19 protein-coding genes and 1 pseudogene are annotated in these 22,232 nt (G+C 65.4%); 12 read left to right on the forward strand and 8 right to left on the reverse strand.

The genetic code is table 11. The features are described 5' to 3' along the window. The first annotated feature begins 6 nt into the window (after window positions 1-6). The 9 genes from AB0O58_RS16505 to proB all read left to right on the forward strand — a co-directional run bounded on the left by AB0O58_RS16505 (window position 7) and on the right by proB (window position 12,700). A complete protein-coding gene (locus AB0O58_RS16505) occupies window positions 7-2,676 on the forward strand; it encodes a valine--tRNA ligase (protein ID WP_032384532.1) in 2,670 nt (889 codons plus the stop codon). Next, a complete protein-coding gene (locus tag AB0O58_RS16510) occupies window positions 2,677-4,107 on the forward strand; it encodes a folylpolyglutamate synthase/dihydrofolate synthase family protein (RefSeq protein ID WP_206498213.1) in 1,431 nt (476 codons plus the stop codon). Beyond that, complete coding sequence (locus AB0O58_RS16515) at window positions 4,104-4,493, forward strand: DUF4233 domain-containing protein (RefSeq protein ID WP_027497558.1); 390 nt, start codon at window positions 4,104-4,106, stop codon at window positions 4,491-4,493. Before AB0O58_RS16510 ends, AB0O58_RS16515 begins: the two co-directional genes overlap by 4 nt. A 67-nt stretch (window positions 4,494-4,560) precedes the next feature. Next, window positions 4,561-4,980 carry a nucleoside-diphosphate kinase gene (ndk, locus tag AB0O58_RS16520; RefSeq protein ID WP_027497557.1) on the forward strand — a complete coding sequence of 140 codons (420 nt, stop codon included), beginning with the start codon at window positions 4,561-4,563 and terminating at the stop codon, window positions 4,978-4,980. Window positions 4,981-5,467: 487 nt separating this feature from the next. Continuing rightward, complete coding sequence (locus AB0O58_RS16525) at window positions 5,468-9,067, forward strand: translation initiation factor IF-2 N-terminal domain-containing protein (RefSeq protein WP_206498212.1); 3,600 nt, start codon at window positions 5,468-5,470, stop codon at window positions 9,065-9,067. Window positions 9,068-9,300: 233 nt separating this feature from the next. After that, entirely contained in the window at window positions 9,301-9,612 is a 312-nt protein-coding gene (gene rplU, locus AB0O58_RS16530; protein WP_027497555.1) for a 50S ribosomal protein L21, read from the forward strand. Between the two features lie 59 nt (window positions 9,613-9,671). Further along, window positions 9,672-9,935, forward strand: a complete 264-nt coding sequence (gene rpmA / locus AB0O58_RS16535; RefSeq protein ID WP_027497554.1) for a 50S ribosomal protein L27 — start codon at window positions 9,672-9,674, stop codon at window positions 9,933-9,935. A 171-nt stretch (window positions 9,936-10,106) separates the two neighbouring features. Beyond that, a complete protein-coding gene (gene obgE, locus AB0O58_RS16540) occupies window positions 10,107-11,558 on the forward strand; it encodes a GTPase ObgE (protein ID WP_032368196.1) in 1,452 nt (483 codons plus the stop codon). Window positions 11,559-11,569: 11 nt separating this feature from the next. Continuing rightward, window positions 11,570-12,700, forward strand: a complete 1,131-nt coding sequence (gene proB / locus AB0O58_RS16545) for a glutamate 5-kinase (RefSeq protein WP_045841369.1) — start codon at window positions 11,570-11,572, stop codon at window positions 12,698-12,700. Here proB and AB0O58_RS16550 read toward each other — a convergent pair. The 5 genes and pseudogenes from AB0O58_RS16550 to AB0O58_RS16570 all read right to left on the reverse strand — a co-directional run bounded on the left by AB0O58_RS16550 (window position 12,673) and on the right by AB0O58_RS16570 (window position 18,225). Next, window positions 12,673-13,491 carry a Sir2 family NAD-dependent protein deacetylase gene (locus AB0O58_RS16550; RefSeq protein ID WP_032368456.1) on the reverse strand — a complete coding sequence of 273 codons (819 nt, stop codon included), beginning with the start codon at window positions 13,489-13,491 and terminating at the stop codon, window positions 12,673-12,675. The genes proB and AB0O58_RS16550 overlap by 28 nt on opposite strands. A gap of 154 nt (window positions 13,492-13,645) precedes the next feature. Continuing rightward, complete coding sequence (locus AB0O58_RS16555) at window positions 13,646-14,044, reverse strand: ectoine synthase (RefSeq protein ID WP_027497550.1); 399 nt, start codon at window positions 14,042-14,044, stop codon at window positions 13,646-13,648. 38 nt (window positions 14,045-14,082) lie between these two features. Further along, window positions 14,083-15,360, reverse strand: a complete 1,278-nt coding sequence (gene ectB / locus AB0O58_RS16560) for a diaminobutyrate--2-oxoglutarate transaminase (RefSeq protein ID WP_045841368.1) — start codon at window positions 15,358-15,360, stop codon at window positions 14,083-14,085. Between the two features lie 48 nt (window positions 15,361-15,408). After that, window positions 15,409-15,981: pseudogene (gene ectA / locus AB0O58_RS16565) on the reverse strand (diaminobutyrate acetyltransferase); the annotation flags it as partial. A 126-nt stretch (window positions 15,982-16,107) separates the two neighbouring features. After that, window positions 16,108-18,225, reverse strand: coding sequence for a RecQ family ATP-dependent DNA helicase (locus tag AB0O58_RS16570; RefSeq protein ID WP_032399928.1), 2,118 nt, complete (start codon window positions 18,223-18,225; stop codon window positions 16,108-16,110). 45 nt (window positions 18,226-18,270) lie between these two features. On the opposite strand from AB0O58_RS16570, the gene AB0O58_RS16575 reads away from it, so the two are divergent. Together AB0O58_RS16575 and crcB are read left to right on the forward strand one after the other, a co-directional pair. Then, window positions 18,271-18,684 (forward strand): CrcB family protein, encoded by a 414-nt coding sequence (locus AB0O58_RS16575; protein WP_080736430.1) that lies wholly within the window; start codon window positions 18,271-18,273, stop codon window positions 18,682-18,684. Then, entirely contained in the window at window positions 18,681-19,055 is a 375-nt protein-coding gene (crcB, locus tag AB0O58_RS16580) for a fluoride efflux transporter CrcB (RefSeq protein ID WP_027497547.1), read from the forward strand. Before AB0O58_RS16575 ends, crcB begins: the two co-directional genes overlap by 4 nt. 19 nt (window positions 19,056-19,074) lie before the next feature. On the opposite strand, the gene AB0O58_RS16585 is transcribed toward crcB, so the two are convergent. The 3 genes from AB0O58_RS16585 to AB0O58_RS16595 are packed head-to-tail and all read right to left on the reverse strand — an operon-like array spanning window position 19,075 to window position 20,843. Then, window positions 19,075-19,479: a VOC family protein gene (locus AB0O58_RS16585; protein ID WP_027497546.1), complete on the reverse strand. Its 405-nt coding sequence runs from the start codon at window positions 19,477-19,479 to the stop codon at window positions 19,075-19,077. 9 nt (window positions 19,480-19,488) lie between these two features. Beyond that, window positions 19,489-19,959, reverse strand: coding sequence for a helix-turn-helix transcriptional regulator (locus AB0O58_RS16590; protein WP_032399929.1), 471 nt, complete (start codon window positions 19,957-19,959; stop codon window positions 19,489-19,491). Further along, entirely contained in the window at window positions 19,956-20,843 is an 888-nt protein-coding gene (locus tag AB0O58_RS16595; RefSeq protein WP_080736431.1) for a ribokinase, read from the reverse strand. The genes AB0O58_RS16590 and AB0O58_RS16595 overlap by 4 nt, the downstream gene beginning before the upstream one ends. Before the next feature lie 105 nt (window positions 20,844-20,948). Between AB0O58_RS16595 and AB0O58_RS16600 the strand changes: the two genes are divergently transcribed. Further along, window positions 20,949-22,214, forward strand: a complete 1,266-nt coding sequence (locus AB0O58_RS16600; protein ID WP_032374571.1) for an aminotransferase class III-fold pyridoxal phosphate-dependent enzyme — start codon at window positions 20,949-20,951, stop codon at window positions 22,212-22,214. Window positions 22,215-22,232 lie beyond the last annotated feature (18 nt).

Raw genomic sequence — 22,232 nt, forward strand, 5'->3', positions numbered from 1 at the left:
CGACCGGTGACCAGTTCAGCGCCAGAGACCCCAGACAACCCAGCCGACCGTTTGCCCAAGAGCTGGGACCCCAGCGAGGTAGAGGCCGAGCTGTACCGGGGTTGGGTGGATGCCGGTTATTTCGAGGCCGATGCCACCAGCGACAAGCCGCCGTACTCCATCGTGCTGCCGCCGCCCAACGTCACGGGCAGCCTGCACATGGGCCACGCCCTCGACCACACGTTGATGGACGCGCTGAGTCGGCGCAAGCGCATGCTCGGGTACGAGGTGCTGTGGCTCCCGGGAATGGACCACGCGGGCATCGCCACGCAGTCGGTGGTGGAGAAGCAGCTCGCCGCCGACGGAAAGACCAAGGAAGAGTTCGGTCGCGAACTGTTCATCGACAAGGTGTGGGACTGGAAGCGCGAGTCGGGCGGCACGATCGGCGGCCAGATGCGTCGTATCGGCGACGGTGTCGACTGGAGCCGTGAGCGATTCACCATGGACGACGGCCTGTCCGAGGCCGTGCAGACCATGTTCAAGCGCATGTTCGACGACGGTCTGATCTACCGCGCCGAGCGGCTGGTCAACTGGTCGCCGGTGTTGCAGACGGCAATCTCCGACATCGAGGTGAAGTTCGAGGACGTCGAGGGTGAACTCGTCTCGCTGCGATACGGGTCGCTGGACGACTCCGAACCGCACGTCATCGTGGCCACCACTCGCGTGGAGACGATGCTCGGCGACACTGCTGTGGCGGTGCACCCCGACGACGAGCGCTACCGGGCTCTGGTGGGCACCACCCTCGAACATCCGTTCACCGGACGACGAATACCGATCATCGCCGACGACTACGTCGATCCCGAATTCGGTACCGGCGCAGTGAAAATCACTCCGGCGCACGACCCCAACGACTTCGAGATGGGCGTTCGGCACTCACTGCCGATGCCGTCGATCATGGACAAGGCCGGCCGCATCGCCGATACCGGAACGCAGTTCGACGGTATGGACCGATTCGAGGCGCGTGTCAAGGTCCGTGAGGCCCTGGCCGAGCAAGGCCGAGTGGTCGCCGAGAAGCGCCCGTACCTGCACAGCGTCGGACACTCCGAGCGCAGCGGTGAGCCGATCGAGCCGCGTCTGTCGCTGCAGTGGTGGGTCAAGGTCGACACCCTGGCCAAGGCGGCCGGTGACGCAGTTCGCAACGGCGACACCGTCATTCATCCCAAGAGTCAAGAGCCACGCTGGTTCGCCTGGGTCGACAACATGCACGATTGGTGCATCTCGCGTCAGCTGTGGTGGGGCCACCGAATTCCGATCTGGTACGGCCCCGACGGCGAGACGGTGTGCCTGGGACCGGGGGAGACCCCACCCGAGGGGTGGGAGCAGGACCCCGACGTCCTCGACACCTGGTTCTCTTCCGGCCTGTGGCCCTTCTCGACGATGGGCTGGCCGGAGGCCACTCCCGAACTGGAGAAGTTCTATCCGACCGGCGTACTCGTCACCGGCTACGACATTCTGTTCTTCTGGGTCGCCCGGATGATGATGTTCGGCACCTACGTCGGAGCCGACGACGCCATCACCGCAGGAAAGCAGGGCCCACAGGTTCCGTTCCGAGATGTCTTCCTGCACGGACTGATTCGCGATCAGTTCGGTAAGAAGATGTCCAAGTCTCGGGGCAACGGCATCGATCCGCTCGACTGGGTCGACCGCTTCGGCGCGGATGCACTGCGGTTCACGCTGGCCCGCGGTGCCAACCCGGGTGCCGACATGTCCGTCGGCGAGGATCATGCGCAATCCTCGCGCAACTTCGCCAACAAACTGTTCAACGCCACCAAGTTCGCCCTGATGAACGGCGCAGCGCCGGCCGAGCTGCCGTCGCGCGCCGCACTCACCGACGCCGACCGTTGGATCCTCGACCGGCTCGATCAGGTTCGAGCAGAGGTGGATTCGGCGTTCGATCGCTACGAGTTCAGCAAGGCGTGCGAGGCGCTCTACCACTTCACGTGGGACGAGGTCTGCGACTGGTACCTCGAAATTGCGAAGGTGCAGTTCGCCGACGAGAGCATCGCCGAATCCACCCGTGGAGTCCTGGGCAACGTTCTCGACGCGGTGCTGCGCCTGCTGCACCCGGTCGTCCCGTTCGTGACCGAGACCCTGTGGAAGGTGCTGACCGGGGGCGAGTCCCTGGTGGTCGCCACGTGGCCGACCCCTGCCGCCGATCCGGTCGATCCTGTTGCTGCGCAACGCATCGAGGACATGCAGCGCCTCATCACCGAAATTCGTCGGTTCCGCAGCGATCAGGGGCTCAAGCCCTCGCAGAAGGTCGCCGCTCGCATCGTGGGAGTGGGCGACGCCGACCTGGAGGGCCAGATCTCGGCAGTGACCTCGCTGGCCCGGTTGACCGAGCCGGGTGCGGACTTCGCGGCGACGGCATCGGTGGAGGTGCGCACGAGCAAGGCCACCGTCGTCGTCGAGCTCGACACCTCGGGCACAGTCGATCTGGTCGCCGAACGCGCGCGACTGGTGAAGGATCTCGCTGCTGCGGAGAAGGAGTTGGCCCAGACGACCGGCAAACTGGGCAACGAGGCATTTCTGGCCAAAGCCCCGGATGCGGTGGTGGACAAGATCAGAACTCGTCAGACGATCGCTCGCGAAGAGATCGCGCGCATCGGCGCGCGCCTCGAATCGATGGGAAGCTAAGTGACCGAGCCGGACGACGCCCTGCCGTCACCACCACCGACCCCGGTCGACCTGGCCGAGCTCGCACTCGTCGAGGCCGAGCTCGACAAGCGTTGGCCAGAAACGAAGATCGAGCCGTCTACCGCCCGAATCTCGGCCCTGATGGACCTGCTCGGTTCCCCGCAGAAGGCGTATCCGTCGATCCACGTGGCCGGAACCAACGGCAAGACGTCCGTCACCCGCATGATCGATGCGTTGCTGACAGCTTTCCATCGGCGTACCGGCCGGACAACCAGCCCGCATCTGCAGATGGCCACCGAGCGGATCAGTATCGACGGCCGTCCGGTGTCCCCGCGCACCTACGTGGACACCTACAACGAGATCGCACCGTTCGTCGAGATGATCGATGCACAGTCCGAGGCCGCCGGTGGACCGCGGATGAGCAAGTTCGAGGTCGTCACCGCCATGGCGTTCGCGGCCTTCGCCGAGGCACCGGTCGAGGTCGCCGTCATCGAAACCGGGCTGGGCGGCCGCTGGGATGCCACCAACGTGGTCGACGGTGAGATCGCCGTCATCACCCCGATCGGTCTCGACCACGTCGAATTCCTCGGGGACGATCTGTCCACGATCGCGGGGGAGAAGGGCGGCATCATCAAGAAGGCACCGGAACTACTCGTGCCACGGGACACGGTGGCCATCCTCGCCAAGCAGGAACCCGAGGTGTCCGAGGTCCTGCTTCGTGCGGCGGTGCAGGCAGACGCTGCCGTGGCACGTGCCGGATCGGAGTTCACCGTTCTCGGTCGGCAGATAGCCGTGGGCGGACAACAGCTGGAGTTGCAGGGGCTGGGCGGTGTCTACACCGACATCTTCCTGCCGTTGCACGGAGAGCACCAGGCGCACAACGCCTCTCTCGCTCTCGCAGCAGTCGAGGCATTCTTCGGGGCGGGCCCGGACCGTCAACTCGACCAGGACACCGTGCGCGAAGCCTTTGCGACCGTGGTCAATCCCGGTCGTCTCGAGCGAGTGCGTAACGCGCCCACGGTGTTTCTCGATGCCGCGCACAACCCGCACGGGGCCGCTGCACTGGCGGCCGCCCTGACCGACGAATTCGACTTCCGCAAACTCGTCGGGGTCGTCAGTGTCATGGCGGACAAGGACGTCGGCGCGATCCTCGAAGCATTGGAACCGGTGTTCGACGACATCGTCGTCACCCACAACGGGTCCGGTCGAGCGATGGATGTCGACGCGTTGGCCGACATAGCCGTGGCCAAGTTCGGCGACGAGCGGGTCGTGGTGGCGTCGACGCTGCCCGATGCGCTCGAAACGGCAATCGGGTTGGCCGAAGAAGTGGCCGAGCCCGGCGAAGCCGTGTCCGGTGCCGGGGTCGTCGTCACCGGCTCGGTGGTGACCGTGGGCGCAGCGCGCACGTTGTTCGGAAAGGATCCCGCGTGAGCGAAGCAGAGTTTCGACCACCGACAACCGACCCGTGGAAGGGATTTCGCGGTGTGTCGGCGGGCACACTGGTACTGGAAGCGATCGTGACTCTGCTCGCTCTTCCGGTCGTGGCGACTCTCGGCGGCGGCGCAACGTGGTTCTCGACCACCTATATCGTGGCGCTCGCCGTGGTGATGATTCTGGCCGCGGGGAAACAGGGCGAACCCTGGGCGATGAAGCTCAACCTCGCGTTGCAGTTCTTCGTGATGGCCGGGGCGGTGTTCCATCTGTCCATCGGCGCCGTGGGTCTGATCTTCCTTGCCGTGTGGCTGTATCTGCTCTATCTGCGCCGGGACATCACCGAACGCATTCGACGCGGCATGCTGCCCGGGCAACGCGACTGACACCGGACCGGTCGGTTGGGGCCATGCGCCGCGCGACCGGGTGCCGGTGTCCATTACTGTCGTCGACGTGACCGATCGCACCCTAGTACTGATCAAGCCAGACGGAGTTGCCCGGCGTTACGTAGGAGAGATCCTCGGCCGCGTGGAGAAGAAGGGTCTGAGCATCGTCGCCCTCGAGCTCAAGACCGTCTCTCGCGACGTGGCCTCGGCTCACTACGCGGAGCACGAGAGCAAGCCGTTCTTCCCCGACCTTCTCGAGTTCATCACCTCCGGGCCCGTGGTGGCCGCGGTTCTCGAAGGCCCCCGTGCCATCGAAGCCTTCCGTCAGATCGCCGGCGGCACGGATCCGGTTGCCAAAGCAGTTCCCGGCACCATCCGAGGTGACCTGGCCCTCGACGGTCAGCAGAACCTGGTACACGGATCCGATTCGGTGGAATCCGCAGAGCGCGAGATCGCCCTGTGGTTCCCCGACTTGACCGCCTCCTAGAAGCCCGTCGCAGAGCCTTTCCGCAGTCACGCCGCACCCGCTCGACGTCCGATCGGTGCGGCGTGGCTCGTACGGATCATCGCGTGTGGGATACTCGACGGAGATCGACCCCACAGCACTTGTACGTTCACACGCTCCACCTCTGTTCAGCTCCACCGAAGTTCGCTAGAGAAAAAGTGCTCGTGGGATCGATCGGATGACTGTCGTCGACCCGCTGCCCGTCATCGCAGAGTCGCGAACGAGAGACAGGCTCGTTCGCGTTCATGCTTGATGATCAGGCGCTCGGATCGCCGAGACACCACCATCCAGCCAGGCACTGCACACGCCGTCGTCGGCCACCGAGATTCACGAGGTGGCTCACACGATTTGTGGAGAGCGAGACCGAACAGCTGACGTCCAACCCGACGTGAGTACACAAGGATTGCCCTCGCGTGGCCGCGTCACACCCGATTTCGGATGAACGCGCCCGGGGGCCCGAGGAGACTACGTGGCCGATCAAAGCCCGCCCGAAGATGTACAGAGCACGAACGCAGGAAATCCGGAGGACACCGACGCGGTGTCGTCCGCGAAATCCGACGCGGTTTCCGTGCAACCCGACACCATCGAATTGCCGACCAGGCTGCGCGTGCATGCACTGGCGAAGATTCTGGGTGTGACCAGCAAGCAGTTGCTCGTCACTCTCGGTGAGCTCGGCATCGAAGCCCGCAGCGCGCAGTCGAGTCTGAGCCGAGACGTTGCCGAGTCGGTGCGCGATTCGGTGAACGGGCCGACCGCACCCGCCCCCGATGCCTCCGCAGCGGAGTCGCCGGCACCGGATGCGTCGACAGACCAGCAGCCCGAGCCCGCATCGGTAGAGGTGCCGGCCGAGACGGCTCCCTCGGTAGAGGTCCCCGCTGCCGAGGCAACGCTGTTCACCAGCGCGCCCACGGCCGAGCCCGAGGCCGCCCAACCCACGGCCACGACCTTTGCGACGCCGGTGTTCCTGCAGCCGGCAGCGGCAGAGCCCGCAGCAGAATCGGCGGATGCGCCGTCCGAGGCCCCCGCGCGGCGTCGACGTAGCCGCAAGGCCGCACCCAAGGACGAGGCACCGTCCGATAACAACGCTACGTCCGACAAGGCCACGGACGAGCCCGCCACCGGCGAGTCACCCGTCGCCGAGAACGTCTCTACGGTCGCCTCCGACACCGCCACGCAGGACACCGCTGTGTCCGGTGCTCCCGTGTCCGAGTCCGGTGCTTCGGATGCGTCCTCCGACGAGTCCGGGGCTTCCTCGGCAGCGGACGGCTCGGGAGACGACGACGACCAGTCTCAGCCCCGTCGCCGTCGGCGCGGTCGCCGCGGTCGTGGGCGTGGACGCGGAGAGCAGTCGTCCGACGACAACTCGACCGACGACAACTCGACCGACGAGGATTCGGACGACACCGACTCCGAGACGGACAGCAGCACGTCCGCCTCTTCGGCAGACGGCGAGTCCACCGGAGCGGACGAGTCCGACGATTCCGATGCCGACGAGACCTCCGGCGACGACCAGCCCTCGAGTTCGGGACGGCGTTCGCGTCGCTCGCGGTCACGCGGCCGCGGGTCCGATCGGCAGAACGCCACGACCGACGCCACCACCGACGGGTCGGACAAGCAGGGCGAGGACAGTGACGACGAGTCCGAGTCCGGCGCTCAGGACAACTTCGGCGACTCCGACAACGGTGATTCCGACAACGGCGATTCGGACGGAGACGGCTCGAGCCGTCGTCGTCGGCGCCGCCGCCGTCGTAAGACCGGAGCCGAGGCCGCGGCAGAAGCAGCTGCGTCGTCCGAGGACGACCCGCCCAACACCGTCGTGCACGAACGCGAGCCGCGCAACAAGAGCCGCGCAGCGCGCGACGAGGTGCAGGGCATCTCCGGTTCGACTCGGCTCGAGGCGAAGCGGCAGCGTCGCCGTGACGGCCGCGATGCCGGGCGACGCCGTCCGCCGATTCTGACCGAATCGGAATTCCTCGCTCGTCGTGAGTCCGTGGACCGCGTTATGGTCGTTCGCGAGAAGGCCACCCCGGACCATCCGTTGACCACGCAGGTCGCCGTGCTCGAAGACGGCGTTCTGGTGGAGCACTTCGTGACCAGTAGCGCCACCGCCTCGATGGTCGGCAACGTCTACCTGGGCCGCGTGCAGAACGTCCTGCCCAGTATGGAAGCAGCGTTCATCGACATCGGCCGTGGTCGTAACGGTGTGCTGTACGCAGGCGAGGTCAACTGGGACGCCGCCGGTCTCGGCGGAAGCGCGCGCAAGATCGAGCAGGCCCTCAAGCCGGGCGATCAGGTTCTGGTGCAGGTCAGCAAGGACCCGGTGGGCCACAAGGGCGCTCGCTTGACGACTCAGCTGTCGTTGGCCGGACGCTTCCTCGTCTACGTTCCCGGTGGCAGTTCCACCGGCATCAGCCGCAAGCTGCCCGACACCGAGCGCAAGCGACTCAAGGAAATTCTGCGCGACATCGTTCCCCCCGAGGCCGGCGTCATCATCAGGACCGCGGCCGAGGGCGTCAGCGAGGAAGAACTCGCGCGCGACGTGACGCGGCTGCAGGCCCAGTGGGCCAGCATCGAAGAGCGGTCCGCGAACGCCGAAACAGGCAAGGGCGTGCAGCCCCAGACGCTGTACGAAGAGCCCGACATGCTGGTGAAGGTCATCCGCGACCTCTTCAACGAGGACTTCTCGAAGCTCGTCATCGAGGGCGACAAGGCGTGGACGACCACGTCGAACTACGTGGAGACCGTGGCTCCGGACATGATGGAGCGCCTGCAGCGCTACGAGGCCAACGGCAGCTCCGTGGACGTGTTCGCAGCTCACCGCATCGACGAACAGCTGGCCAAGGCCCTCGATCGCAAGGTGTGGTTGCCCTCGGGCGGCACGCTGGTGATCGATCGCACCGAGGCGATGACGGTCGTCGACGTCAACACCGGAAAGTTCACCGGCTCCGGCGGCAACCTGGAAGAGACCGTCACCCGCAACAACATCGAGGCGGCCGAAGAAGTCGTCCGCCAGATGCGTCTGCGCGACATCGGCGGCATGATCGTCGTCGACTTCATCGACATGGTGCTGGAATCGAACCGTGATCTGGTGCTCCGCCGCCTGACCGAGGCGTTGGGCCGTGACCGGACCCGTCATCAGGTGTCGGAGGTGACCTCCCTCGGTCTGGTGCAGATGACGCGCAAGAAGCTCGGCACGGGATTGGTCGAGGCCTTCTCCACCACGTGCGAGCACTGCCAGGGTCGCGGAATCATCGTGCATCCGTTCCCCATTGACGCCAAGCCGGACTCCGACGGTGGACGCCCGAGCTCGTCACGTTCGGACTCGAACGGTTCGGGCAACGGCAGCAGGCGTCGACGCGGCAAGGACGCCAAGTCCGACGGAAACGATCGGTCCGACAACACCGAGCGGTCGACGCCCAACGGACAGTCGGGCACGACGGACGGGACCGACCACCCGGTGGTCGACCCGTCGATCAAGCGGGCACACCCCGTGGCTCTGGCGATGGCAGCGCATCACGACGACGTGGTGGCCGATGTCAGCCCCGCGGAGGTCTCGCAGGCATCGTCCGGCTCCGCCGGTGACAAGGACGAGTCGGTCACCGTGGTCTCGGCGGAGGACGTGGCTGTCGCGGCAGCGGCGAACGAGGACGCGGACGTCGCGCAGGCAACCGTGGACAGCGCGCAGTCTCACGAGCCGGTGCCGGCTGCAGAATCCGCCGGCGACGGCGGTTCCGCAGATACCGGGGCGACGCAGTCCTCCGACGCCACCCCCGCTCAGCCGGAGCCGGTGGTGGCCACTCCACGCCGGGGTCGACGGGTGGCGCGGAAGGCCGCCGCGCCGACCAGTGCTGCGCCGGATGCCGGTGTGCTGATGGTGGTTTCGGCCACGGCAGACGCCGACGATGGTGCCGACGCAGGTTCGGTCGGCGGTGACACGGTGGCCGATTCAGCACCGCTGACAGCGGCGGCGGAGCAGCCTGTCGAGCAGGTGGACGTGCCGACCGCACGTCCGCGCAGGAGACGGGCAGCGGCACGTCCGGCAGGCCCGCCGGTGGACATCGATGTGTAGGGGTCGAGGCGGTTTGACCCTGGCCGTCTCTCTGCCGTAACCTTGATAAGTCGCTCCCGGTGACACTGTCTTGTTGTGCCTAGCGGTCCTGCGAGTGGAAACAGTTCTCGAGTGGTTCGGATGCAGTTCGGTCCGAATCGGCCGAATGGGAGCAAGCAAACACGTTTTACCAGACCAGTCGCGGTGCCATGCGCAACGCGAGCAAGTTCGAAGAAGCAAGGGGTAGCCCTCCGATGGCAACGTACGCGATCGTCAAGACCGGCGGAAAGCAGTACAAGGTCGCTGTTGGTGACCTCGTCAAGGTCGAGAAGATCGAGGGAGCGCCCGGCACTGCTGTCTCGCTTGCTCCGGTCCTCGTCGTAGACGGATCCGACCTGACCACAGATGCAGACAAGCTGGCAAAGATCTCGGTCGCCAGTGAGATCGTCGAGCACACCAAGGGCCCGAAGATCCGCATCCACAAGTTCAAGAACAAGACCGGATACCACAAGCGTCAGGGACACAGGCAGAAGCTGACTGTCCTCAAGGTCACCGGCATCAAGTAACCAGGTCTTACCGGACCCGAGTTCTTTTCAGCTGATTCACCCCGAGGAGGGTATGCAACATGGCACATAAGAAGGGTGCATCAAGCTCCCGTAACGGTCGCGACTCGAACGCACAGCGCCTCGGCGTCAAGCGCTTCGGCGGCCAGACCGTCGGCGCAGGCGAGATCCTGGTCCGCCAGCGCGGCACGCACTTCCACCCCGGCGTCAACGTCGGCCGTGGCGGCGACGACACCTTGTTCGCACTCGCTCCCGGCGCAGTCGAATTCGGTGCCAAGCGCGGACGCAAGACCGTGAACATCGTTCCGGTCACTGTAGAGGCCTAGTCCTTCTGCAGCTCGCGCTCACGATGACCGGCACGGCAGGCAACTGCCCGGGTCGGACGTCCACCGCGCACGTTCACAGCTCCCGATAGGGGCGGACCAGGGTCACGAGACCGGTCCGCCCCTATCGCTTTTTTCACCCCGTTTTTCTTCCAGAAAGGATCGAAGACAGCTATGTCACGATTCATCGACCGCGTGGTGCTGCACGTCAGCGCCGGCAAAGGTGGCAACGGCTGCTCTTCGGTTCACCGCGAGAAGTTCAAGCCTCTCGGCGGCCCGGACGGCGGCAACGGCGGTCAGGGTGGCGGAGTCATCTTCGTCGTCGACAGCAACGTCCACACATTGCTCGACTTCCACTTCTCCAGTCATGCGAAGGCCGGCAACGGAACTCAGGGCATGGGCGGAAACCGAGAAGGGGCCAACGGAGAGGACCTGATTCTCAAGGTCCCCGACGGCACCGTCGTGCTCGACAAGAAGGGCAACGTCCTCGCCGACATGATCGGTGAGGGAACGCGTTTCGACGCCGCTCCCGGCGGGCGCGGCGGGCTCGGCAACGCAGCACTGGCGTCCAAGGCTCGTCGAGCGCCCGGTTTCGCTCTGCTCGGCGAAGAGGGCATCGAACGCGAACTCGTCCTCGAACTCAAGTCCGTCGCCGACGTCGGCCTCGTCGGATTCCCGTCGGCCGGTAAGTCCTCGTTGGTTTCGGTTCTTTCCGCAGCGAAGCCGAAGATCGCCGACTACCCGTTCACCACACTGGTGCCCAACCTCGGTGTCGTCTCCAGTGGAGACACCACGTTCACCGTCGCCGACGTCCCCGGACTGATCCCCGGCGCGAGTCAGGGCCGCGGTCTCGGACTGGACTTTCTGCGTCACCTCGAGCGATGCGCTGTGCTCGCACACGTAGTCGATTGCGCGACACTGGATCCGGGCCGTGACCCGATCTCCGACGTCGACGCTCTCGAAGCGGAGCTGGCGGCCTACAAGCCGGCCCTGTCCGGTGATGCCAGCCTCGGTGATCTCGCCGACCGGCCCCGCATCGTCGTACTGAACAAGGCAGACATTCCCGAGGGTGCCGAGCTCGCCGAAATGGTCACCGCGGAATTCGAGTCTCGCGGCTGGCCGGTGTTCACCATCTCCGCAGTGACGCGCGCCGGTCTCAAGCCTCTGACGTTCGCGTTGGCGAAGCTCGTCGAGGATTACCGCACAGCGCACCCGGCACCGGAGCCGCGGCGTCAGGTGCTGCGTCCCGTCGCACGAAACGACGACAGCTTCAAGGTCGTCAAGGATCCGGACATCCCGGACGGCTTCATCGTGCGCGGTACCCGTCCGGAACGGTGGGTGCGCCAGACGCAGTTCACCAATGACGAGGCTGTCGGCTACCTCGCGGACCGCCTCGCGCGGCTCGGCGTCGAGGATGCACTGATCAAGGCGGGCGCTCAGCCGGGCGCGTCGGTCACCATCGGCGACGTGTCCTTCGATTGGGAACCGCAGACCCCGGCCGGTGTCGAGATCACGATGACCGGTCGCGGCACCGATGCTCGACTCGATCAGGTCGAGCGCATCGGTGCCTCCGAGCGCAAGCACGCCCGTCAGGTTCGCCGCGGGCTCGATACCGAACAGGAGTAGACGAGGTGTCGGTGCGTGAATCCGATTCGCCCGCAGAGGCTCTCACCGATACCCGTCGTACGATCGCCGACGCCAAGCGCATCGTGGTCAAGATCGGATCCTCGGCGCTCACCAGCCTCGATGCCGGTCTCGATCTGGCTCGACTGGACCTGTTGGCCGACGCCATCGAGTCGCGGATGCGTAGCGGCACCGACGTGGTCGTCGTCTCGTCGGGCGCGATCGGTGCAGGCATGGCACCACTCGGCCTCACCAGACGCCCGCGTGACCTCGCAACGAAGCAGGCTGCGGCGAGCGTAGGGCAGCTTGCTCTGGTCCACGCCTGGAGTTCGTCGTTCCACCGGTACGGCCGCACGGTCGGGCAGGTGTTGCTGACCGCCGAGGACATCGCGCGGCGAACCAATCACCGTAATGCGCAGCGCACCTTGGATCGGCTACGGTCGCTCGGCGCAGTAGCGATCGTCAACGAGAACGACACCGTGGCCACCGCCGAGATTCGGTTCGGTGACAACGATCGGTTGGCGGCACTCGTGGCACACCTCGTCGGTGCCGACGCGCTGTTCCTGCTCTCGGATGTGGACGGGCTGTACGACGGTGACCCGCGTAAGGGCTCGGCCACGTTGATCCCCGAGGTGACCAGCCCGGAGGATCTGGACGGCGTCGTCGCCGGGTCCGGGGGAGCGCTCGGTACCGGCGGTATGGCCTCCAAACTCTCTGCTGCGCGCCTGGCGGCCGACGCCGGGGTTCCGGTGCTGCTGGCCGCGGCATCCGATGCTGCTCACGCTCTGACGACATCCGTAGTGGGCACCGCCTTCGCGGCGCGCCCGACGCGGTTGTCGGCACGAAAGTTCTGGGTGCGGCATGCGGCCGATGCGGCAGGTGAGCTACACCTCGATGCCGGTGCCGTGCGAGCAGTCGTCGAGCGGCGCAGGTCGTTGTTGTCTGCGGGGATCACGGCCGTGTCCGGTTCTTTTCACGGCGGAGACGTCGTCTCTCTCGTCGATACCGACGGTGTACTGGTGGCCCGTGGGGTCGTCGCCTACGACTCCGGGGAGTTGTCCGGAATGCTCGGGCGGTCCACGGGGGAGTTGGCCGCGGAGCTACAGCGTCCGGTGGTTCACGCGGACGATCTCGTCCGCGCCTGATCGGACGCGTCGGCCAGCGCTGTCGCTGTTTCCGAACAGCCGGTATGCAGTGTGAGAGAGGCGAATTCGTCGCCACGGGTAGAACCCCGATTGACGATGACAACGGGCGTGCCGGTCTTGAACGCGTGTCTGACGAATCGCAGGCCCGACATCACGGTCAGCGAGGACCCCAGCACCAGCAGCGCGTCGCTGCGATCGACGAGGTCGAAGGCCTCGGCAACGCGCGGTTTGGGGACACTCTCGCCGAAATAGACGATGTCGGGTTTGAGTATGCCGGAACAGGATTCGCAATCGACCATCCGAAAATGCGCGGTGGACGAGATGATCGCGTCGGCGTCGGGTGCGATCTCGACGCCCTCGGCCGGAGCAACGGATTCGACGAAGCCGGGGTTGGCTCGATCCAAGCGTCTGGCCAACTCGAACCTCGACACCAACCGCTCGCAGTTCAGGCAGCGCACGCGGGCGTAGACACCGTGGAGATCGATGACGTTGCGGCTGCCGGCCTTGGTGTGCAGCATATCGACGTTCTGGGTGATGATGCCGGTGACGACTCCTGCGCGTTCGAGACGGGTCAGGGCTCGGTGGCCGTCGTTGGGCACTGCCGCGTCCATGTGTCGCCAACCCACGTGATTACGCGCCCAGTAGTGCCTTCTGAACTCGGCATCACCGATGAACTGCTGAAAAGTCATCGGATTGCGCGGTGGTGACTTCGGACCCCGATAGTCCGGAATTCCGGAGTCGGTCGACATGCCGGCACCGGTGAGCACTGCAACAGTTCTTCCGTCCAGCATCGAGAGCAATTGCCGATACGTTTCCGCGGGCGCGGTCGGAGCATTCACCTCGTCCAGGATAGCGAAGAGTCGTGTCACGCATCGACCGACAACGACGACACCGGGCCCGCACCGACGATGCGTCGGTGCGGGCCCGGTGTTGTGACGAAATGCGTTACGCAGGTACCTCGACGAGGGGGTACACGCCGTTTTCGTCGTGCGTCTCGTTGCCGACGACCGGCGGGTTGAACACACACAGCATGCGCATTGTCGTGCGCGGCTCCACGGTGTGACGCTCGTGCCCGTTGAGCAGGTACATCGACCCCGGTCCGAGCTCGTACGTCTGTCCGGTCTCGCGATCGGTCAGCGTTCCTTCACCCTCGATGAGCCACACCGCTTCGACGTGGTTCGCGTAGTGGAAGTTGTTCACCGTTCCGGGCTGGATGGTGGTCTCGTGGAACGAGAAGCCGACCTTGTCACCGCCCAGAATGATTCTCTTGCTGCGCCAGTTGCCGTCCTCGCTCGAGATGTCGCGGTCGGTTCCGGTGATTTCTTCGGTGGTGCGAACGATCATGCGATGTCTCCTTCGATGTCGGTGTGTGCTGGACGCTGCTAGGACAGAACTTTCGCCACTGCACTTTCGATGATGTCCAGGCCGCGGTCGAGCTCGTCGATCGTCGTGGTCAACGGGGGAAGAAGCTTGACGACCTCGTCCTTGGGGCCCGCGGTCTCGACGAGCAGACGCTCGTCGTAGCACAGCTGAGACACCTTGCCGGCCAACTCCGCGTCGTCGAACACCAGAGCCTGGACCATGCCGCGACCGCGAGTCGAGATGCCGTCGAACTTGGCGCACAACTTCATGAACCGATCCTGGATGTGCTCGCCCTTGGCGAGGGTTTCCTTCTCGAACTTGTCGTCGGACCAGTAGTGGTCGATGGCTGCCTTTGCCGTGACGAACGACGGGTTGAAGCCGCGGAAGGTGCCGTTGTGCTCACCCGGTGCCCAGACGTCCAGCTCGGGCTTGAACAGTGTCAGCGCCAGCGGCATGCCGTAGCCGCCGATGGACTTCGACAGGGTGACGATGTCCGGGGTGATGCCGGCTTCCTCGAACGAGAAGAACTGGCCGGTGCGGCCGCAGCCCATCTGCACGTCGTCGACGATCAGCAGAATTTCGCGTCGCGAGCACAGTTCGGCCAACGCGCGCAACCACTCCGGTCGTGCGACGTTGATTCCGCCCTCGCCCTGAATGGTCTCTACGATCACCGCGGCCGGTCGGTTGAATCCACTGCCCGAGTCGTCGAGAACGCGCTCGAACCACTGGAAGTCCTCGGTGACGCCGCCGAAGTAGTTGTCGTACGGCATCGGAGTGGTGTGCACCAATGGAATTCCGGCGCCAGCTCGCTTCATCGAGTTGCCGGTGACCGACAACGCGCCGAGTGTCATGCCGTGGAATGCGTTGGTGAAGTTGATGATCGCCTCGCGCCCGGTGACCTTGCGAGCGAGCTTGAGCGCTGCCTCGACGGTGTTGGTGCCCGTCGGACCGGGGAACTGAACCTTGTAGTCCAAGCCGCGGGGGTCGAGGATGTTCTTCTTGAACGACTCGAGGAACTCACGCTTGGCGACGGTGGACATGTCGAGTCCGTGCGTGATGCCATCGCTGGTGATGTAGTCCACCAACGCGCTCTTGATCATGTCGTTGTTGTGGCCGTAGTTGAGTGCGCCTGCGCCACCGAAGAAATCGAGGTAGTCGTTGCCGTTCTCGTCGGTGATGACCGAGTTCTTCGCTGTGGTGAATACGGCGGGCCACTGGCGACTGTAGCTACGCACGCCGGACTCGACGGTCTCGAATACGTCGGGCTTCTCTGTTGTCACTGTGTTCTTTTCGGTCATGTTCTGCTTGTTCCTTTCGTAATTCCGCGATGCGTCCGGGCCTACGGTGTAGAGCTCTTCTGCTTCGTGGCTATCAGGGAAATCGTTGGGCGCGAACAAATCCGACTTGACGATGTCGGTACCTCGCTTGCGTGCGAGGCTGGTGAAGGTTGCGATGGACGCTTCGTTGTCCGGGCTGATCGTGGTTTCGAGGTGCGTGATGCCCTGTGGCTCGAGGCGGTCGAGCAGCTCCATGAGCATGCGACCGGCAAGTCCCTTGCCGCGCTGGTCCGCATCCACGGCGACCTGCCACACGAACAGCGTTCGAGGGGCGTCCTGGCGGATGTATCCGGTGACGAAACCGACTGCGCGGCCGTCGATGTCGGACACGACGGTGGTGGCCGCGAAATCTCGGCACCACAACACGTACGAGTAGCTGGAGTTCAGATCCAGAACTCGTGAATCTCTTGCGATCTCCCAGAGCCGGACTCCGTCGGAGATCTGTGGCTTACGAAACTTCACTGCGTCCGGCGCAGTGAGCGGGGTACCTCTCAGCAATGCAGGCTTCATAGGAAATACGACCGTAACAAGGAGGCGGGAGCATATCGAGTGCGTCGGAGAATCGACGCCCGAATCGAACATGCTTTGCCTGGTTAACCGCCGATTGTGATGGTGCTCACATATTTCGGGATCGGCTGGCGGTACCCATCTGGCGCGTTTTCAAACTCGCATTCCGAGAAGGCCCTGGTTCGGCGATGCCAATGCGCCCTATTTGGGCGTTGCCAATGCGAAGGGGAGGATCGCATCCGCTCCCGCAGCCTGCAGTGCAGCGGTCGCACACGTGAACGTCCAACCGGTGTCGGTGAGCAGATCGACGAGCAGAATCGGCCCGTCTACGGACGATACGTCCGGAACCTCCCACGAGTCCACCAGGCCGGCAACTCGGAAGGCCGAATTTGCGGCCGATACCGGAGGATGTCCCGGTCTGACCTGCATCACTCCCAGGTTCTCCAGCTTCCCGACGGTTGCCAGGCGCTCGGCTACCGAGCGCACCAGCAGCGGGTGGGTGGGGGAGTCCAGGGCCAGCACGGCGGTCGGGCGGTCGGCCCAGTCCCAGTTGGCCAGCACCGAGATGCAGGCCTTCTCCAGCGCTTCGGTGACGGGAGCGTCGGGTGCATCCAGCAGGGCTCGCAAGCGTCCACCCCACCCGAGGTCGGTGAGGCGGCCGAGAACGCGACCCGGTCGGTGCGGGTTGCCGATCTTGCCCGAGAGCGATACACCGAGCTTTTTCATCCCACTGGGCCACTGCTTTCGGGGCTGGAGATCGAGTCCGGGGCGATCGAGCCGGGCCCTCGCAGAGTCGACCGACGTGGCATCGACCGCGGACGAGAGATGCTCGCCCGTGCAGTTGTCGCATCGGCCGCAACGGTCGGACTCGGTGCCGGGTGCGCCGAGATCGGGGTCGTCGAGCTGCCGACGAAGAAATTCCATCCGGCACCCATCGGTGCTCTGGTAGTCGAGCATCGCCTGCTGCTCACGGTCCCTGGCTTGCTCGAGGCGTTCGTAGCGGCTCGCGTCGTACGTCCACGACTCACCGGTGGCCATCCAACCGCCACGGACGCGTCTGACGGCACCGTCGACGTCCAGGACCTTGAGCACCATCTCGAGCCTGCTGCGATTGAGCTCGACCAGTGGCTCGAGAGCTTGGGTCGACTGAGCCTTGTCGGTATCGAGTGCCTCGATGACCTGTCGCACGAGATGTTCCCGCGGGAATGCGACGGAGGCGAAATAACTCCAGATCTGCCGGTCCTCGTGGCCGGGGAGGAGCACGACGTCGGCGCGTTCGGTGGCGCGGCCGGCGCGACCGACCTGCTGGTAGTAGGAGATCGGCGAGGACGGTGCCCCCATGTGCACGACGAAGCCGAGGTCGGGTTTGTCGAACCCCATGCCGAGTGCGGAGGTCGCGACGAGCGCCTTGACCCGGTTTGCGAGTAGGTCGGCTTCGAGTGATTCGCGTTCGGTGGGGTCGGTCTGACCGGTGTACGACGCCACGACGTGGCCCTGGTCGGTGAGCAGCGCGGCGAGATCCTTGGCGGCCGAGACCGTCAGCGTGTAGATGATTCCCGAGCCCGGCAGGGTCTTCAGGTGATCGCCGAGCCACGCTGCGCGCTCGGTGGCGTTCTCGATCCGCACCACCGACATCCGTAGTGAGTCTCGTGCGAGTCCGCCGCGTAGGACCAGGGTGTCTCCGCCGCCGACCCCGAGTTGGGCGGCGACGTCGTCGACCACCCGGTCGTTCGCGGTCGCCGTGGTGGCCAGCACGGGTATGCCGTCGCGCAGTTCGGCGATGAGGGTGCGGATCCGCCGGTAGTCGGGCCGGAAATCATGTCCCCAATCGGAGACACAGTGGGCCTCGTCGACCACGACCAGGCCGGCGTCACCGGCCAACGACGGCAGCACCTGGTCGCGGAAGTCGGGATTGTTCAGGCGCTCGGGGCTGACCAACAGCACGTCGAGCTCGCCCGAGTTCACCTGTTGATGGATCTCGTCCCACTCGGTCATGTTGCCCGAGTTGATGGTCGCCGCCCGCACCCCGGCGCGCTGCGCAGAGGCGACCTGGTTTCGCATCAACGCCAGCAGTGGCGACACGATGACCGTCGGTCCCAGACCCTGGGCGCGCAGTAGTTTCGCGGCGATGAAGTAGACAGCCGACTTACCCCAACCGGTCCGCTGGACCACCAACGCACGCCGACGGTGCACGACCAGCGCCTCTATTGCCGTCCACTGGTCCTCGCGCAACACCGCTTCGGGGCCGGCGAGCTCACGCAGCAGCCTTTCGGCGTCTTCGCGCAAGTTGCCTACGGTCGCGTGCGTCGCTGTCGTCATACTGTTCATCGTGCAGCATCGGTACGACAGAGAGCAGAGCCGGCGGTGAGCGACCCGGCATCGCACCGCAACCTCGCGGCCTTGGCGACGGTGTTCGTCGGCGGCGCGGCAGGCACTGCTGCTCGCTATGCGATCGAGGAACGTCTCCCGCACACGACGTCGCAGTGGCCTCTCGCCACCTTCGGAATCAACATCGTCGGTGCTTTCGTGCTGGGGTTGCTGCTCGAGTCGCTGCTGCGCAGTGGTCCCGATACGGGTGGACGGCGTCGGCTCCGGTTGCTCGGCGGTTCGGGGTTCTGTGGCGCGTTCACCACGTACAGCACCTTCGCCCTCGAAGCGGTCGAGGGTGTCCGGGGCGGGTTCACCGGACTGGCGTCGGCATATGCCGTCGTCAGTGTGGTGTTGGGAGTTGTGGCGGCCGGAGCCGGAATCATGTTCGCCAACAGAGTGATCCGATGATCGCGGCCCTGGTGATCCTGGCCGGCGCGCTCGGGTCGGTCGCGCGATTCTTCGTCGATGCGGAGGTGAAGTCACGGCTGAGCTCGCGCACGAGCTTCCCGTGGGCAACCGTCGGCATCAACATCTCGGGCTCGTTCCTGCTCGGGTTGCTGGCCGGCTGGGTGATGCTGCGCGCCGGCTCCACCGATGCGCAGGCAGTTCTCGGAACCGGGTTCTGTGGGGGCTACACCACCTTCAGTACCTCGACCGTGGACACCGTGCGGTTACTGCAGCAGGGCCGCCGGGTCGACGCCGCCGTCAACGCGATCGGCACGCTGGTGGCGTCCGTACTCGCGTGCGGCGGCGGTCTGGCGCTCGCCTCGGCTCTGTAGTCGAGGCGGGCGCCACACTTCAGGCTTGGCTGACGCGCACCATGTTTCCGGCCGGATCACGGAACGCGGCATCGCGGGCACCCCAGGGCTGACTCGTCGGCTCCTGCAGTATCTCGCCCGTACCCGCCGCGCGGATCCGCTCGAACGCGGCGTCGAGGTCGTCGGCGCGGAACAGCAGTCCCGGCAACTCGCCCTTGGCCAGCAGCGCGGCGAGCTGATCGCCCAGTTCCCGAGAACGGCCCGCGTGCGGCTGCGACAACACGACCTCGATCTCGGGTTGTTCGCTGGTGGACAGCGTGATCCAGCGGTAGCCGTCGTTGGCCACCTCGCTCTTGACCTCGAGTCCGAGAGCGTCTCGGTAGAACGCAACCGAGGCATCGGGGTCGTCGGTGTAGACGTGAACGTGGCTCAGTGAAAGTGTCATGGATGAAGGCTAGGACGCCCCGGCCGCAGATGCTTCTTCGATTCTGCTCGGCTCGGTCACCGCCGCCGTCGGGGATGTGGGCCCTCGCATCGGGCGTCCGAGAACCATCGCGGTGCAGCTGGGTACGGCGTGGCTGCCACGATGATCGCGGGCGCGGTAGGCGCTCGGTGTCTCGCCCACGATCTCGGTGAATCTCGAGCTGAACGACCCGAGGCTGGTACAGCCGACGGCGAAGCACGCCTCGGTGACCGTGACGTCTCCGCGCCGCAGCAGTGCTTTGGCGCGCTCGATTCGTCGTGTCATCAGATGCGCGTACGGCGTCTCGCCGTAGGCCTCCCGAAACCGGCGACTGAAATGTGCAGTGGACATCAGCGCGGTTCTGGCGAGTGACGGGACGTCGAGCGGTTGCGCGAAATCGCGATCCATTCGATCGCGTGCGCGGCGCAGCAGGCGGAGCTCGGTCGGGTCGTACGCACTCATCGCGCGTCCGAACTGCGGAGGGATTGGATCTGGGACGTCGTTCCCGAGGACGCGCTCGCGCCGGCTCCCGTCGCAGCGAAAGCACCTGCGGCGACGGCCCATTCGACTGCAGCGCGGGGACCGCTCGACCAGGACGCCGCGAGTGCCCCGGCGAAAGCGTCGCCCGCTCCGGTGGTGTCGACCGCCTCGACCTTCGGCGCCGGTACATCGAACGATTCCGAGCCGCGGTATCTCGCGCCTCGTGCGCCCAGCGTGGTGACCACATGTTCTATGTCGTCCGCTCGGCTCCCGATGCGCGCTTCCTCGGCCTCGTTGACCACCAGGACGTCGGTGGCGGCAACCAGAGCGTCGGGCAGATCCCGGACGGGGGACGGGTTGAGCATCGTCACGATGTCGTGGGAGTGCGCGTACTCGAACGCCGCGAGCACGGTCTCGAGAGGAATCTCCAACTGGCACAGCAGGATATCGGCCTCGTCGATGATTGCCAGGTCGTCGTCGGTGAGCTCGTGTACACCGCCGTTGGCTCCGGCGACGACCACGATGCTGTTCTCGGCTCGGTCGTCGACGGTGATGGCGGCGATACCGGACGCTCCTGCTGCGGTTCGCAGAGCACGGTCGTCGACGCCTGCGCTGGTGAGTGTGTGCCGCAGTGTCGGCCCGAATTCGTCGTCCCCGACCGCCCCGACGAAGCTCACGCGAGCTCCCGATTTCGACGCCGCGATCGCCTGGTTGGCACCTTTGCCGCCGGGAGCGGTGTCGAACGAGGTCCCCAACACGGTTTCGCCCGGTTCCGGCAGGGCGGGGGTCCGAGTGATCAGGTCCATGTTGATGCTGCCCAGTACGACGATGCGTGGGCTGTTCGAGCGAGGGTTCGATGCGGACACGACCGAACCCTATCGCCCTGGGCTCGACCGAACGGCGTGATCCGGCCCCGAATTCGTAATTGCAGATTGTTGACAATCCGTAATCGGTGGGTGACGATGGCACCCATGACAGCGTCGACTCGCACCCACCTCAGCCCCGCACTCAAGCAGGCGACCCCGATCGTCGTCGACCACGGAAAGGGCAGCTGGATCATCGGGACCGACGGGCGCAAGTACCTCGACTTCACGACCGGGATCGGCGTCACCAGCACCGGTCACTGCCATCCCCGCGTGGTCGAGGCAGCTCGCGAACAGGTGGGCAAGATCATCCACGCCCAATACACGACCGTCATGCATCAGCCTCTGCTCGCGCTGACGGACAAGCTCGGAGAAGTGTTGCCTGCCGGGTTGGACAGTGTGTTCTACGCGAACTCGGGATCCGAGGCAGTCGAGGCGTCGATCCGATTGGCGCGCATGGCAACCGGTCGACCGAACATCGTTGCATTCCACGGCGGCTTCCACGGGCGAACGGTGGCGGCTGCATCGCTCACCACGGCGGGAACCAAGTTCCGATCGGGATTCTCGCCGATCATGGGTGGGGTGCACATCGCACCGTTTCCGTATGCATTTCGGTACGGATGGGACATGGACACCGCAGTCGCCTTCGCGCTGAAGGAACTCGATTACCTGTTGATGACGATGTCCAGCCCCGCCGATACGGCTGCGTTCATCATCGAGCCGGTGCTGGGCGACGGCGGATACCTCCCCACACCCCCTGCATTCCTCGAGGGCTTGCGCGAACGCGCCGACACCCACGGCATCGTCCTGATAGTCGACGAGGTGCAGGCCGGAGTCGGACGCACCGGAACGTTCTGGGGCCATCAGCACTCGTCGATCACCCCCGACATCCTCATCACCGCAAAAGGACTCGCCAGCGGGTTCCCGATTTCGGCGATCGCCGCATCGGCAGAGCTGATGGGCAAGGCATGGCCGGGGTCGCAAGGCGGAACCTACGGCGGCAACGCCGTCGCTGCTGCGGCGGGAGTCGCTACCCTCGACGTCGTGCGCGAGGAAGGGCTGGTCGACAACGCGGCAGCGCAGGGCCGAGTTCTCCTCGACGGCCTTCTCGCGCTGAAGGAACAGCACCCGGCCATCGGTGATGCTCGGGGACTCGGATTGATGCAGGCGCTCGAATTCGTCGACAGCTCGGGCAATCCCGACGCCGCCGCTGCTCTGCGGGTGCAACAGGGTGCCATCGACGAAGGGCTGCTGTTGCTCACCTGCGGTGCGCTCGGCAACGTGGTTCGTATCATCCCCGCACTGATCGTGAGCGACGACGAGATGACGTTCGGACTCGACGCGTTGTCGCGGACATTGAAGAACGTGCTGTGACAGCAGCCCCAGTTCGTT

Origin of the sequence: Rhodococcus sp. NPDC080181, from assembly GCF_040702225.1 — a bacterium.
GTDB classification, from domain to species: domain Bacteria; phylum Actinomycetota; class Actinomycetes; order Mycobacteriales; family Mycobacteriaceae; genus Rhodococcoides; species Rhodococcoides fascians.